General features: G+C 63.0%; 13 protein-coding genes. 11 read left to right on the forward strand and 2 right to left on the reverse strand.

The features are described 5' to 3' along the window. Positions 1–554: 554 nt before the first annotated feature. Together ACW4QM_RS02680 and ACW4QM_RS02685 are read right to left on the reverse strand one after the other, a co-directional pair. Positions 555–1,631: a sensor histidine kinase gene (locus tag ACW4QM_RS02680; RefSeq protein ID WP_114538620.1), complete on the reverse strand. Its 1,077-nt coding sequence runs from the start codon at positions 1,629–1,631 to the stop codon at positions 555–557. Further along, entirely contained in the window at positions 1,628–2,302 is a 675-nt protein-coding gene (locus tag ACW4QM_RS02685; RefSeq protein WP_114538621.1) for a response regulator transcription factor, read from the reverse strand. Before ACW4QM_RS02685 ends, ACW4QM_RS02680 begins: the two co-directional genes overlap by 4 nt. 566 nt (positions 2,303–2,868) lie before the next feature. Here ACW4QM_RS02685 and ACW4QM_RS02690 point away from each other — a divergent pair. The 11 genes from ACW4QM_RS02690 to ACW4QM_RS02740 all read left to right on the forward strand — a co-directional run bounded on the left by ACW4QM_RS02690 (position 2,869) and on the right by ACW4QM_RS02740 (position 14,832). Next, the gene (locus tag ACW4QM_RS02690) at positions 2,869–3,681 is read left to right on the forward strand and encodes an Rpn family recombination-promoting nuclease/putative transposase (RefSeq protein WP_161128009.1); all 813 of its coding nucleotides are present in this window, start codon (positions 2,869–2,871) and stop codon (positions 3,679–3,681) included. Positions 3,682–3,699: 18 nt separating this feature from the next. Continuing rightward, positions 3,700–3,921 (forward strand): hypothetical protein, encoded by a 222-nt coding sequence (locus ACW4QM_RS02695; RefSeq protein WP_161128008.1) that lies wholly within the window; start codon positions 3,700–3,702, stop codon positions 3,919–3,921. A gap of 474 nt (positions 3,922–4,395) precedes the next feature. Next, on the forward strand, positions 4,396–4,887 hold the full coding sequence (locus tag ACW4QM_RS02700) for a PH domain-containing protein (protein ID WP_022738317.1): 492 nt from the start codon (positions 4,396–4,398) through the stop codon (positions 4,885–4,887). Then, entirely contained in the window at positions 4,888–6,840 is a 1,953-nt protein-coding gene (locus ACW4QM_RS02705; RefSeq protein WP_455798171.1) for a PH domain-containing protein, read from the forward strand. Between the two features lie 28 nt (positions 6,841–6,868). Next, positions 6,869–7,720: a hemolysin family protein gene (locus ACW4QM_RS02710; RefSeq protein WP_114548242.1), complete on the forward strand. Its 852-nt coding sequence runs from the start codon at positions 6,869–6,871 to the stop codon at positions 7,718–7,720. A 230-nt stretch (positions 7,721–7,950) separates the two neighbouring features. Next, positions 7,951–8,769 (forward strand): hypothetical protein, encoded by an 819-nt coding sequence (locus tag ACW4QM_RS02715; RefSeq protein WP_022738328.1) that lies wholly within the window; start codon positions 7,951–7,953, stop codon positions 8,767–8,769. 216 nt (positions 8,770–8,985) lie between these two features. Beyond that, a complete protein-coding gene (locus ACW4QM_RS02720) occupies positions 8,986–9,648 on the forward strand; it encodes a potassium channel family protein (RefSeq protein ID WP_114538628.1) in 663 nt (220 codons plus the stop codon). A 9-nt stretch (positions 9,649–9,657) separates the two neighbouring features. Next, complete coding sequence (locus tag ACW4QM_RS02725; RefSeq protein ID WP_157012168.1) at positions 9,658–10,329, forward strand: potassium channel family protein; 672 nt, start codon at positions 9,658–9,660, stop codon at positions 10,327–10,329. Positions 10,330–10,613: 284 nt separating this feature from the next. Beyond that, positions 10,614–12,425 carry a DUF2207 family protein gene (locus tag ACW4QM_RS02730; protein WP_198161001.1) on the forward strand — a complete coding sequence of 604 codons (1,812 nt, stop codon included), beginning with the start codon at positions 10,614–10,616 and terminating at the stop codon, positions 12,423–12,425. 71 nt (positions 12,426–12,496) lie between these two features. Further along, positions 12,497–13,024 carry a shikimate kinase gene (locus ACW4QM_RS02735; RefSeq protein ID WP_022738346.1) on the forward strand — a complete coding sequence of 176 codons (528 nt, stop codon included), beginning with the start codon at positions 12,497–12,499 and terminating at the stop codon, positions 13,022–13,024. A 290-nt stretch (positions 13,025–13,314) separates the two neighbouring features. Next, the gene (locus ACW4QM_RS02740; RefSeq protein ID WP_157012164.1) at positions 13,315–14,832 is read left to right on the forward strand and encodes an alanine/glycine:cation symporter family protein; all 1,518 of its coding nucleotides are present in this window, start codon (positions 13,315–13,317) and stop codon (positions 14,830–14,832) included. The last annotated feature ends 170 nt before the right edge of the window (positions 14,833–15,002 follow it).

Below are 15,002 nucleotides of genomic sequence, written 5' to 3' on the forward strand. Positions count from 1 at the left end.
TCGAGGGTCGTCGTGCCGTCGCCATCGAGGGGCACAGGCGTGCCAGGATCGGTCGGACGCGGGCCGAAGGCCGAGGGGGTGGGTTCGGTGTACACTTCGGCCATTAGTAGCTCCTCTCGGTTTTGGGCAGCTGGTGGGAGATGAAGGCTCCCACGGCCCCGATGATAGCAAGCGTCAGGATGATTTTCCCTGCAGTGTTCACGACAGTCCTTTCTCTCGGATGTGCGGCTCGCGTTCCGCCTGTTCGGAGACGGTTTGATGGATTGCTTCATCCCTCCGGAGGCGGCTACGCGGCATTCCGATTCGCTCAGACAGTCCTCGCTGGTATCGAAGGTGTCGGGGGTGTTTGCTCCCTTTCGCGTATCGCCTTCGATACCATCTGCGGAACTCGCTCGGTCGGAACGCCCCGTATCCGCCTCCTGCATTTGACGGATCGCGAGCTTGATTTCATCCTAAAGAGGAGGTGTGTATGGTTCCATCGATCGGACTTACGGTTGACTTACGAATGTGTTAGGTTGCGCAGGTTTCTACCTGTTTCTACCTGGCCGCCTCTTCTAAGCGCCGAAGAGTTCCTTGCGGGTGCGGTCGTGGGGGAAGGTGAGGATGACGCGGGTGCCGGTGCCCTCCTCGCTGGCGAGGCCCACATGCAGGCCCATGGAGGCGCACAGGCTCGCCACCAGGTAAAGGCCCATGCCCGTGGCCGAACCGTGGGCGCGGCCGACCTGACCGGTGAAACCGCGCTCGAAGACGCGGGGCACGTCGGCGGCGGGAATGCCGCAGCCGTTATCGCGCACCTCAAGTACTGTGCGGCCGCGGGAGGTGCCGGGCTCCTCTTCGCGGGCGGTAAACGTAAGCGTGGTGGCGCCGTACTTCGCCGCGTTTACGATCACCTGCCCCAAGATGAACACGAGCCAGGGCTCGTCGGCCAGCACCGTCATGGCATCCGGAATGTCGAAGGCAGGGGTGCAGCCCTTCTCGATGAGGAACCGGCTGTGGCGCTTGCAAGCCTCCCGCGCCGCGTCGGCCAAATTCACCTCACGGATGGCGTAGTCGCGCTCGACCGAGGTGGATCGCGCGTAGTAGAGGGCCTGATCCACCTGGGCTTCGATGCGCTCCAGCTCGCGGGCCACTTTGGCGGATTCGGGGCCCGGGTTGTTGGCCAGCATGAGCTTGATGGCGGCGATGGGCGTCTTGATCTCGTGGATCCACAGTTCCACGTAACGGCGGTAGGCAGCCTCATTGTCGCGCAGGGCTGCCGTCTCCTCGGCTGAAAGCTGTGCGAGGCGCGAGGCCGTATCGTAGGCGATCTTCCCGTCCAGAAAGGGCGGCTCGGCGATGAGGGAGGGAAGCACGCAAGCTTGGCGCAGCTGCCCGGTAAGGTGGTGCAATTCGTGGTAGAAAGCGGCCTTGCGGCGGTAGTCCAGAAAGCCGGCGCCCAGCGCGATGAGCGTGAGGACGTCGGCGACGAGCAGCGTGCCCGCCGAGTTCACGCCGAGGGCCGGCAGAATGAGCACGGTGCTTGCAAGGGCCAGCAGAAACGCCGCCAGACCGATGACGTTGTCGCGCACGTAGGTGGCCGGCGTGAAGGGGGCGATGGGCGTATCCGCCTCGCCTGTGCCGTGCCCGCTCATACGGCGTACCCGACGCCGCGGCGGGTAGTGAGGAAGTCCTCCGGCACGCCCAAAGCTCCCAGCGTCTTGCGTAGGCGGTTCACGTTCACCGTCAGCGTGTTGTCGTCGATGAAGGCGTCGGATTCCCACAGGGCGCACATGATCTCGCTGCGGGGTACCACCACGCCGGGGTTGCGCATGAGCGTCTGCAGGATGCGCAGCTCGTTGCGCGTGAGCTCGGCGGTGCGTCCTCGGAATTCCACGGTGCCGGCGCCCATGTTCAACGTCACGCCTTTGTGAAGGATCGTCATACCGGCGGCGGGACTCGCGCTGCGCCGCAGTAGCGCCTGCAGATGCGCGAGCAGCACGGCGGGCCGATAGGGCTTGGTCACGTAATCGTCGGCCCCCAGGTTCATAGCCATCACCTCGTCGAACTCGCTTTCCGAAGAGGTGAGCATGAGGATGGGCACCGAGCTTTTGGCCCGGATGTCGCGGCAAATGGAATGCCCGTCGGCGCCGGGCAGCTTCAAATCGAGCACGATGCAGTCGGGCTCGGCAGCGAGGGCACGGGCCGCGGTGTCGCCCCAGGTGCCCTCGTAGGCCGCCACGGCGTAGCCGGAAAGCTCCAGCACGTGGGCCAGCTCCGTGCGCAGGGCGGTATCGTCTTCGATGAGGTAAATGCGCTGGGCCATGGCTGCCTCTCTTTCGGCGGTGTTCACAGGTGCCGTCCGCGCAGGGCGTGGCGCTCGGGCATAAGGCCCAGGCGCGAGGTTCGGACGTGGGGCTCGCGCGCAAGGCTCGGGCGCGGTAGCGCGGGCGCGAGGTTCGGGCGCTCAGGCGCGACGGCAAGCATCGCAGCCCATTGTAAGCCCGCGCGCCGTCCCCGCCCCCAGCAACTTCCAACCTTACGCAACCGTAAGTTGGTTACCAGCTTCCTCGGAAGGCGTGCTCGACTGCTCGATAGTAAGCGAATGGACAGAATTTGCCTGAGATCTTGAGTTATAAGCGTCTGCAGAAGAAAAATGTGGATGAAATTAACGAGTAATGTATAAAGAAGGGGTGAAAATGTGTGCTCAGGCGCTTATAACTGGCGATCTCGTGCAATTCAGGGCTGGTTCGCCGACGACGACGCTTCTTCGCAGCATTGCGACTTCGTTGCGGTCGGCGCAGGGAACGGATCGGGACATTCCCGCGTCATTTCCGCGGTCGTGCTCTGGCAGAATGCCGTCATCGACCGAATCGAGACGGGAGGTTCGCCATGGGAGAGCGGAAGCTCAAGTTCCAGGATCGCTGGATGTTCAACCGCGTGCTATGCGAGGAGGAGGTGTGCCGCAAGGTGCTGCGCGCCGCGCTGGGGATAGAGGCGGGGGAGATCGCCTACCTGAACGCCGAGCAGTGCTTCGAGCCGCTCGCCGCCGGACGAGGCGTGCGCCTGGACGTGTTCGCCCGGGGCGACGGGCGGGTCTACGACATCGAGATGCAGGTCGCCAGGGAGCGAGACCTGGGGCGCCGCATGCGCTACTACCAGGCCGCCATGGACGTGGGGGAGTTGGGGTCGGGCGAGGACTTCGGCGCGCTGCCCGAGAGCTACGTGCTGTTCTTCTGCCGCCACGACGCCTACGGCAAGGGCAAGCCCGCGTACGTGATCGAGCGCAGGTGTGGGGCCCATCCCGACCTTGCTGTGGGCGACGCCTCCCCGTGGGTAGTGCTGAACGCCTCGGCGTGGGAGGCCTCCGCCGACCCCGGGCTGCGGGATGTGCTACGATACCTCCGGACCGGGGAGGCCGAAGGGCCCTTGTCGTCGGAGATCGACGCCCTGGTCGGCGTGTTCAACGAGGACAGGGAGTGGGTGGACCGCGTGCTTACCTACGAGCAGGAGACCGAGATGCGCTGCCGAAAGGCGCGGGAGGAAGGTCGGGAGGAAGGTCGGGAGGAAGGTCGGGAGGAAGGCGAGGCCCGTCTCGCCGTGCTCGTGGGCGCTCTGCTGGCCGACGGCCGTTCCGAAGACGTGGCCGCTGCGGTGGAGGACAAGGTGCGTCGCGAGGAGCTCTACGCCGAGCTCGGAATATGAGGCCAACGCGCCTATACCGTGCGCATTACGCCTGAAGGCGATACGCTGGCCGAGAAGCGCTGCGCCGCGCAGTCCGAGGTAGCCGATCGCATCCTGTCGACCCTGACGCCCGAGGAGGTCGAGTCGTTGAACGTTCTCACGGAGAAGATCATCCACCAGTGCAAGGACATGGGCGTCCGCGGTGAGCGCAAGCATGGTCGCCATCATCGTCATGGCAAGGGCCGCAGCTGCCGCAAGTAGCGTTCGGCACCCTTCTGGCACCTTCTCGATAATGGCCTCCCAGGGGGACATTATTTTTCTCAAAGATTATTCTTGACATAGAACAAAGCATCGTTATAATAGATTTCGACAGAGCGGGAGATGCGAAGTCTCCTCCTCTCTCCTCTTCTCTCGTCCGCATGCGCCTCTCCCCCTCGGGCGCCAAGGACACTCATTTGCGAGCCCGGGATCCCCCCCCCGGGCTCGCAGCATGTCAGGGGCCGGCTGCTTCGGAGGGAAGCCGGCCTCTCGGCTCTCTGCCGCTCTCCATCGAGGCGCACCGGCGCGTTGGCGCATGCGCTTTTCTTCCTTAAGAATCCCTGAGGTTTCGTTGCGAAGGCGAAAAGTGGGGTAGTATGGTCGAGAAAACGTGGCGGCCTTTGCGGGGCCGCCTGCACGTGGCGACTTCCAGAGGCACCAGAACGGGGAGTCGCCTGGATAGGGAAGGATTCGGCTATGCGAGAAATGCCCGCCAATCAGTTGAACCCGCGCATTAAGAGCGTTTGGCGCATCAACGATGCCATTTGGATCGTTGTCTCATTCCTGTGCTGCTTTCTGCCCTTCGCTATCATAGCGTTGGTGGCGCCAGAAGAAGCGTGGGCCGGGGTGGTGGCTCTTATTGTCGCTATCTTGTTCGTGGCGCTGCTTGTGCTGTGCGTGGTGGTGCTGCCGCCCATTCGCTATGCTCGTTGGCGCTACGAGCTTACGCCGGATTACCTGGACATCGCTCGCGGCATCTTCTGGCGCAAGCGCTTCGTCATTCCGTTCATCCGCGTGCAGAACACCGACACGCGCCAAGGGCCCATCCTGCGCGCCTTCGGGCTGTCCAGCGTCACCGTGGCAACTGCCGCCGGCGAGCACGAGATTCCCGGCCTCGGCATCGAAGAGGCCGACGTGCTGCGCGATCGTGCCGCCGAGCTGGCGCGTCTGGCCCGAGAGGACGTATAAATGAGCGCGCCGAACGTGCCCCCGCAGGTGCCCGCGCCCGCGCCGAACGTGCCCCCTGCGGCGGCTGCCCCATCGACTGAGCTGCCGCGCCACCATGTGCACCACAGCTATATCTGGCTCGAAAGCGTGCGCACGATCTTCATCATTGCCGTATGCGTTGTGGTGGCGAACTTCTCCACCATCATTGGGCTCGTTGCCGAAGAGGGCATGGGCGCCGAGGCCGGGTTCATCATGGCGGTGGCTGGCATCGGCACGCTGGTGGTCATCCTCATTACGTTTGGCATCGTCGCCGGGCTGCGCGTCGTTGGCTACAAGCACCTGTACTTCACCGTCGGCCCCGACGAGTTCACGCTGTGCTCCGGCATCTTCAACAAGAAGCAGGTGCACGTGCCCTACCAGCGGGTCCAGTCCGTGGACCAGCGGGCGACGCTCCTTCAGCGACTGTTCGGCGTGTGCACGGTTTCCATCGATACGGCCGGCGGCGCGGCGAACAAGGCCGTCGTGGTGTCCTACGTCACCAAGGCCCAGGCCGAGTGGCTGCGCGCCGAGCTCTACAACCGCAAGAATGCTCTGGCCGCTCAGGCTGCCGTTGCGTCGGGCATGGCGGGTGCAGCGAGTACGGCCGCGACGGGCATGGCGGGTGCGGGCGCCCCGGTTCCGCAGTCGGTGGAGGCCGGTATTGCGGCTATGGCCCAGGGGGCGGCGGCCTTTGCCGGCAACGTGCCGAGCCCGGCCGTCGCGGGCAACGTGCTCGATGTGGGCGCCGAGGCATGGAGCCAAGTGGGCGGCGTGTTCGCCGGTCCTGCTCAAGATACCGGCCGCGTTACCTACGAGTACGGTCTCACTAACAAGGAGCTGTTCTTCGCGGGTCTTTCCAACACCACATCGGTGGGGCTCATCTTCGCCGGTCTGGTTGTCGGCGTGCTGCAAATCGTCGGTTTCATCTTCGCCGTGATGGGGGATGCAGCCGATGGTGCTGTGGAAAGTGCCCTAGTTTTTGCCGGCTCCCAGGCTTCGGCCTACCTGATCGGGGCCGTTTCGGCGGGGATCATCGTGCTGGTGCTCGTGCTGTGGGTGTTCTCGGCGTTGGGTTCCTACATCGGCTACGGCGGCTTCAAGGCGCGCCGTCGCAACAACCGTATCGAGGTGGAATACGGCTTGCTGCAGCACACCTTCCAAGGCATCGACATCGACCGCGTGCAGTCCGTGGTTGTGAAGCAGAGCTTCATCCGCCGTCTGCTCGGCTACTGCGAGCTGTCTCTCGGCAAGATTGACGCCGGCACCGACGAGGACAGCAGCAATCAGAAGAACACTCTGGCCAATCAGGGGATCATCATCCACCCCTTCGTGAAGATGAACCGTGTGCCGGAAATCCTCGCCGGGCTCGTGCCGGAGTTCTCCGACCTTCCCCATGAGGCGAAGCCTGTCGCGAAGGTGGCGCTGCGCCGAGCCGTGCTGCGCCAGAGCATCTGGTTCGGCGGCGGCTTCTGGCTGGCCGTGTTTGCCGTGGCTTGTATGGCCGGGCTTGCGGCGCTCGTCGGCGGCATTGAATCGGGTGCGATTCTTCTGGAAGAGGGCGACGAGCGTTTGATAGGGCTGCTGTACACGTTTGGGGGTGGGGTATTGGTGATTCTGCTGGTTCTGGCGGCTATTCTCTTCATCGTCGATGTAGTGAACGCCGTGCTGTGGGCCCGCGAGTCCAGCTTCGCCTACAACCACCGCTTCATGCAGGTGAGCAACGGCGGCCTTTCTCGAGAAACAGTGAGCTTCCCGCGCCAGAAAATCCAGTTCGGCTGCACGAAGAGCAACCCGTTGCAGCGCCGTGCGGGCACCGACACGCTGCTCGCCACGACGGCGGCCGGTTCCGGCGGCACCACGACGACGCTCATCGACGCCTCTCACGCCGACGCCATGGCGTGGCTCGACTGGCTGAAGCCCGGCGGCAACCAGTAATCCCGGAAAATATGGTAAAGTACCGCTCATGAGTAAAACAGACGACACTGCAAATTCGAAGCCGGCCTTCCTCGATTTTCTGCGCCCCAAACGCGAAAGCGTTACGGAGGACGAGATCAAGGACATGGTGGCCGAGAATATCGAGCTTCTCGAAGACGAGAAGCGCATGATCAACGACATCCTCGATTTGGCCGACATGACGGTGCGCGAAATCATGAAGCCGCGCGTCGATATGATCATGGCCGAGGACACCGAACCGGCCCGCGCGGCGCTCGACCGCATGCGCGGCACGGGCTATTCCCGTTTGCCGGTCTATCACGAGGAAGTGGACGAGGTCATAGGCCTCGTGTCCTACAAAGACCTCATCGGCCCTCTGTTGGACGGCCGCATTGAAGACCCGGTGGCCGAGTTCATGTACGAGCCGCTTTACGTGCCCGAGACGAAAAACGTACTGAAGCTGCTGTCGGAGCTGCAAGAGGCACGTATGCAGCTGGCCATCGTCGTGGACGAATACGGTGGCACCGACGGCCTCATTACCATGGAGGACATCATCGAGGAGATCGTCGGCGAGATTGCCGACGAGACCGACAACGATCGCGACCTCATTGTGCTTGTCGAGCCGAACCAGTGGCGCGTCGACGGTCGCTTTCCCGTGGAGGATGCGGTGGAGCTCGGCTGGCCCGTGGAAGAATCCGACGACTACGAGACGCTTGCGGGCTGGATCATCCACGAGCTGGACTCCGTGCCCCGGGTGGGCGACGAGCTGCTGGTCGACGGCTACGCCTTCAAGGTGGTGAAGATGCGCCGCTCGCGCATTTCCATCGTGCAGGTGAAGAAGTTGCCATCGGTAAGTTGTGAAGAGTCGGTAACGACTGCCTGACAGCGCTCAGGGTCGCACCCGCGAGACCTGCGGGAACCCAGAAAGTGCGTTTTGTCAAGCGAACAAAGCGTGGATGTCGGCTACCGCCTCGGCACGGTTTCAGCCAACTAGGGTAAAATATCCGCGACATAAAACAGCATAGCATTCTTTACTGCAGCAATCCCACACCCTAATCCAGCACGCTGCGCCGCTTGAGCGGTTTAGTTTCGTGCTGTCGAGAAAGGGAATGAGTGGTCACAAGGCGCAAACAGAGTCATCGCAAAACCGTCGTGCTGGCGATGGTTGCGCTCTGCGTGCTGCCGATGCTGGCCGTGGGCTTCCTTGATGCTGGTTGGGCGTCCGCCGGTTCTCACGACATGGGGGCGACCACCTTCGGTCTCGCTCGTCAGTCCGCCGAGAACCCCAGCGCTTCCGATGTTTCCCCCGACACCGTGCAAGACAAGTCCGACGCGGACGTTCTCGCTGTGGAAGACGTCGCCGAGGAAGCAGCGCTGAAGACCGCCTCGTCCCGCGATGTGAGCGCCGGCGTGCAGGAAATCGCCGACGAGGAAGAGGCCGCGCGTCTGGCCGCCGAGGAAGCCGCTCGCGTCGCCGAGCAGGAGGCCATCGATCGGGCCGACGCCACGCGCTCCCGCTACTACGCTACCTTCGGCAGCCTGCCGGCCGGCGATGTAGATTTCTCCATCGGTCGCGAGGCGTTCATCGAAGAATGGTCCGCGCGCATCAACGATTACCTGTTCGGCAGCCCTCTGTCTGGCTACGGCGAGACCTTCGCCGAGGCGGCCTGGGAAGCGGGCATCGACCCGCGCTGGTCTCCGGCCATTTCCAACACCGAGTCCACCAAGGGCCGTGTTTGCTTCAAGTCCCACAACGCTTGGGGCTGGGATCAGACCAACTGGCCCGATTGGGACACGGCCATCCGCTCCCACGTGGCCGGTCTGGCTCGGGGCTATGGTTTCACCATCAGCTACTCCTACGCCATGCGCTACTGCCCCCCGAACTACGACAACTGGTATCGGGATACGCTGAATCAGATGCAATTAATCTAATAGGTTCCGTTCGCCCTGACGGGACGAACGGACTGGTCGACGCTGCGGATCCGACAGGCGCCTGCCCTCGCACCTCAAAGCTTACCCTCGCGTACCGAAGTACGCTCAGCCGCTTTTCGGCACGATTGCAGGCGCCTGTCGGCTCCTCGCTGACTTCCTTGGGCGATCAGGTGCGTTTATAATGGCCCTACTTAAGGAATAAGAAAGAGGTAGGGAATGAGCAACGTGATTGTGGTCGGGTGCGGGCGCGTGGGGTCGCAGCTGGCCAATATGCTCTCGGACAACGGCAACAACGTCTGCTGCATCGACAAGAACGCCGATGCCTTCGCGAACCTCGGCCGCAACTTCAACGGCAGCACCGTGCAGGGCGTGGGCTTCGACGAGGACGTGCTCATCCGTGCCGGCGTGGAAGAGTGCGATGTGCTGGCCGCCGTCACCCAGCTGGACAACACGAACCTCATGTGCGCGGAGGTGGCCAACCATCTGTTCGGTGTGCCCCACGTCATCTCGCGCCTGTACAATCCCGACCACGAGCGCGCCTATATGCAGCTGGGCATCGACTACGTCTGCGGCACGTCACTGGTGGCCGAGGATGTGTTCTCGAAGATTGTGTCAGGCCACGGTTCCCACATCGACACGTTCGGTGAATTCGAGGTACTCCGGTTCACGCTGGATCTTTCCAGCCGCGACAACGCCAAAACGATCCGCGTCTCGGAACTCGAGCGCGATCATGAGGTGCGTATTATCGCCTTCGAACGTGCCGACGGCTCCGCGTCCTCCATCCCGACGCCCGATTCGCTGCTGTACGCCGGCGACTCCATTCTCGCCTGCGTGCGCCACGACGTCATCGCGCAATTCTCGCGCTACATTCTGGATTAGGTGATACCCATGTACATCGTTATCGCTGGCGGCGGCAAAATCGGGTCGTATCTGGCTGGCATCATGTTGAAGAGCGGCAACGAGGTGGCGGTCATCGAGCAAAGGCTCGCCACGGCCGATCGCCTCTCCGTGCAGCTGACAGGCCCGTACCTCGTCATTCACGGCGACGGCTGCGACTCGCGCTACCAGGAGGACGCGGGCATCCGCCAGGCCGATGTGTTCGTGGCCACCACGGGCCAGGACGATTCGAATCTCGTATCCTGCGAAATCGCCCAGCGCGTGTTCCGCGTGCCCCGCTGCATCGCTCGCGTGAACAATCCGAAAAACGAGCGCATCTTCCGCGAGGTGGGCATCGAATGCGTGTCCTCTACGACGCTCATTGCGAACCTCATCGAGGAGGAAGCGCTTTTGGGCTCGGTATCCGTCGTGTCGTCGCTGACTCACGGCAACGTGGCCTTAGCCGAGGTGATGGTGCCGCGCATGCGCCACTTCTCCAACGAGGACGGCGTGCTCATCAACGAGGTGCTGCTGCCGGACAACGCCATCATCGCGGCCGTGGCTAGCGGAGGGGACGTGGAAGTGGCCAATGACGAGACGGTGCTGCATCCGGGAGATAAGGCCATCGTAGTGGCGGATGAGGACGTGCTGGATGACGTGCGGCTGGCGTTTCGGGGGCTCTAGTGGTTGTGGAAAGGGCCGGTTGCATGTCGCTTGGGGCGGAATCAGGGGGTACCTTGATTCGCGGTCGCACGTCGCCGGGGGAGGAGCTACGGGGTATTCCAATTCGCTCAGACAGTCCTCGCTCGGCGGAACAGCCCACTGGACTGTTCCGTTCGCTGCGGAACTCGCTCGGTTGGAACACCTCGTATCTCCTCTTCGCCGCCATCTTGCTGATAGTTTGCCTCCTGCCCTTTTGCATGCCCGGAAAAGCTCTGGCGACGGATTATCGGTGCTCGGAGGTGGACTTGCTGGCATCGGTGGAGACCGACGGGTCGGTGCACATGACCGATCAGCGCATCTTCGACCTCACGGAAGGGGAGAGCGCGCCGGAGCGGTTGAAGTGGCTCTACGATGGGTTCATCGAAGGGGCTGAGGTTACTATCGAACGGGTGCGCATGGCGCCGGTGGATGGCGATGGTGCGCTTGCCGGGGAGTGGACGGAGCTTCCCGAGACGACGTTCCTTTTGCCCTGGCGCGGCGGCGGAGGGCCCGAGCACGACGCCTGGGCCTACGACAAGTTTCAACATACGCTCTACGCCTTTGTGGACGCCATGCCCGAGCGCGTCATGTTCGAGGTGGTCTACCGCGTGGAAGACGCCATCGAGGCCTTCGACGACGCGGCCGACTTCCAATGGCTTTATGTTCCCCAGGACTACGATGTGGCCTTGGCCGATGTGCGAGCAGAAGTGGTGCTGCCTGTGGCGGCCGACGATTCCGTGAAGGTCATGGAAAACGTTTATGCGTGGGGTCACGGCCCTGCCGATGGCGAGGTGGACATCCGCTCCGACGGTACGGTGATCTTTACGGATCCTGCGGTCGAGCCCACGATGTACGCCAAAGCGCGGGTGATGTTCCCCGTCGAGTGGCTGACGAACCTGAGCGAGGAGGCGCGCCTGGCGAATCAGGGCACCCTGCAGTACTACTGGACGAGCCGTTACGAGGAAACGTGGGTCGATACGGATACGTCTCAGGAGGTCATTCGTCTTGGGCTGGCTTTGGGGCTGCTGGGCTTGTCTGCGGCGTTGCTGCTGGCGGCGCTCATCGTTTGGTGGCGCTGGGGCCGAGAGCGGCCGCCGGCGTTTCGCGACGATTATTGGATGAACCCGCCTGCCGACGCCATGGCGCCAGCCGTGCTCGGTCGTCTATGGCGCTGGAACCACGAGAGCCCCGACGACATAGTAGCCACGGTGCTCGATATGGTGCGTCGCGGTGTTCTTGAAGTGCGAGACGATGAGCTGGTCATACCTGCCGCGGGAGAGGAGCCGGCGAAGAGGGTCGAGAGTGGGTCGGCCGCCGCCCTTGCTGCGCCTCGGGCCGCTGATGTTGGTGCGGATGATGCGCCCGACGCGGCTGACGCGGTCAACGCAGAGCAGGCCGCCCTCGATGCGGCCACGCTGCGGCTGCTGCGCATGGTCGCCACGGGCGGTCGGACACTCAGCCGCGCCAAGCTTTCCGCTTTGGCCCACGAACATCCGCGCGATCTTTTGGAGGCCAGCGCGGCCTGGCAGCGTCGCCTCACCGCTTTGGTTGAGCCCTACGGCTTCTTCGATACAGCCTCCCGTCGCGCTCAGCATGTCGTTTTGGGGGCAGCGATTTTCCTGGCGGTTGTCGCGGTAGCGGCCATCATTTGGGTCAGCTGGCGTGCTGGCGTGCTCGCTCTGGCCACGGCGGCGGCCATGGGGGTGCTCGGCAACTACACCATGCGGCGCTCCCCCGAGGGCAACGACATCGCCGCCCATGCCAAGGCCTTGCGCAACTGGATGCGCGATGGCGGCTGGTCGCTCGAGGGCGACAAGCTTGCTCCCGACGAGCGCGCGGCGCTCATTCCGTATGCCTATCTGTTCGGTGCGCTGAAATCCCTCGGATTCGGTGCTTCCGCAGACGCAGAGGGCGCCGATGCCGGGGATGCCGCCATGGCGGTTCGGGGGAAGGCCCCGATGGCTGCCGGCGCCGCCCCTGCCGATGAAGCGGCGTTCCTCGCCACCCTGGCTCCGGTGTTTTCCCAATCCTTAGACGAAGCGTTACGTGCCGCCCATAAGCGCGCTGAAGTATCATAGGGGCGAAGCTGCCCATCCGTTTCGGCGACCATAGCCCGGCCGTCGGCACCTTCTACGAGAAAGGTCTTGATATGAAAGAGAAGTCCTTCGAACCCGGTCGCGACAACATCGTGCTCATCGGCATGCCCGGTGCGGGCAAGTCGACCTTGGGCATCGTGCTGGCGAAGATTCTCTGCATGGATTTCGTCGACGCCGATCTGCTCATTCAGCAGTCCTGCGACAAATCGCTCCAGCGTCTCATCGACACTCTGGGCCCCGATGCCTTCCTCGAGATTGAAAACCAGGTGCTTTCCGAAATGTCCTTCGAGCATTCCGTCATCGCCACCGGCGGCTCGGCCATCTACAGCGAGCCGGCCATGAACCACCTGTCCGAGATCGGCCGCGTGGTGTATCTGAAGATCAGCTTCGACGAGCTGAAGTGCCGTCTGGCCGACTTCTCCGAGCGCGGCGTGGTCATGCGCGACGGCATCGGCATGAGCCTGCGCGACCTCTACGACGAGCGCCTGCCGCTCTACGAGAAGTACGCCGACATCACTGTGGATGTGAACGATCTGTCCATCACCGCCGCCGCCCGCAAGGTCGCCGCCGCCCTGAAGTAGCGGCTCGGTTTCGCATCGACGGGAAACCGGCGGAAAACAGCGCCACTTTTTCGCGGGGCGTTCAAAATACCCTGATAATATCGCCTAACTTTAGCCCGCTGTAGGGTAGAATACGGGCATGTCTTGCGTCGGCGAGGGTCGGCGCGTATATCCGAGGCCGTTTTCCTGCGACGAATCCCTGGTTCGGGCGTGCTTATCGCGCTCTGTTGGATTCGACCGCAGAAAGGCGAGCCCGTTTGGAAGGCGATCCAGGTTGCAGGGCCTGGCGCGCTTTCGGAAAGGAAGCATCTATGGCCGATTTGAACGAGATGCTCGTCGCTTGGACTGGTGAGATCGACTCCTTTATGTACACCTACATTCTGGTGATCTTGCTGGTGTTCGTGGGCATCTACTACACCATCCGCACCAAGGCGGTGCAAATTCGCTACATCAAGGACATGTTCACTCAGCTGACGGAGAAAAAGCATGTCCAGGGCGAGAAATCCATCTCGTCCTTCCAGGCCCTCATGGTGTCCACCGCCTCGCGCGTGGGCACGGGCAACATCGCCGGCATCGCCACGGCCGTGGCCACGGGCGGTCCGGGCGCCATCTTCTGGATGTGGCTCATGGCGCTTATCGGCGCGGCTTCAGCCTTCATCGAGTCCACGCTCGCGCAGATCTACAAGATTCGCGGCAAGGAAGGCGAGTTCCGCGGCGGTCCGGCCTACTACATTCAGCAGGGCCTGGGGCAGCGCTGGCTCGGCATCATCTTCGCCTGGGCGCTCATCCTGTGCTTCGCCTTCGGCTTCAACGGCCTGCAGGCGTTCAACATGACTTCGGCGCTCGAGTACTACATCCCCGACTACGCCACCAACGGCACGGCGGTCGGCGTGGGCATCGTGCTCATCGTGTTCACCGCTTTCGTCATTTTCGGCGGCGCGAAGCGCATCTCCATCATCACCTCCATCATCGTGCCCATCATGGCTATCGCCTACATTCTCATTGCGCTGTGGACCACGATCGCCAACATCGGCGAGCTGCCGGCCGTGTTCGGCACCATCTTCCAGTCGGCTTTCAACTTCCAGTCCATCGCGGGCGGCTTTGCCGGCTCGGTGGTTATGCTCGGCATCAAGCGCGGTCTGTTCTCCAATGAGGCCGGCATGGGCTCGGCCCCGAACGCCGCCGCCACCGCCAGCGTGTCGCATCCGGTGAAGCAGGGCCTCGTGCAGAGCCTGTCCGTGTACATCGATACGCTGCTCATCTGCACCTGCTCGGCTATGATGGTCATGGTGTTTTGGGTGCAGGATCCCGAGACTGCCATGGCGCTCAACGGCATGCCGCTCGTGCAGATGGCCGTGAACAACGCCGTCGGCGAGGTTGGCATCCACTTCATCACCTTCGCGATCTTCGCCTTCGCGTTCTCCAGCCTCATCGGCAACTACTTCTATGCCGAGACGAACTTCCGCTACATCTTCAAGAATACCAAGTGGGGCATGCTCATCTTCCGCGTGCTGTGTCTGGCCGCCATCTTCTACGGCTGCGTGAACAGCTTCGATCTGGCGTGGAATTTGGCCGACATCTTCATGGGCTTCATGGCCATCATCAACCTTGTGGCCATTCTGCTGCTCGGCAAGTGGGCCTTGGCCGCGCTGGATGACTACACTCGCCAGCGCAAGGAGGGCAAGGATCCGGTGTTCATCGCCGCCAGCGTGCCCGGCATGCCCGCCTGCGAGTGCTGGACCACCGCGGATCTGCCGAACTTCGGCGACAATCCGGTGGAGGAGTACATCGAGGAAGCCGCATCGCTCGACTCGGAGGGCTTGAGGTAGAGGCTTTTACCCGTAGGGGCGGTGCTTGCGCCGCCCTGCAACAGAGGGTTTCTGAAAGGGCGGCGGCTCGCAAGGGTCGCCGCTTTTTATTAGCGTGTTTACCTTCGTAGGGGGCGACCAAGGTCGCCCCTTCCAGCAGCGGTGAACAAGCGGTGCTTGGCATCGCCCTG

The sequence above is a fragment of the Adlercreutzia sp. CNCM I-6207 genome (assembly GCF_977072305.1).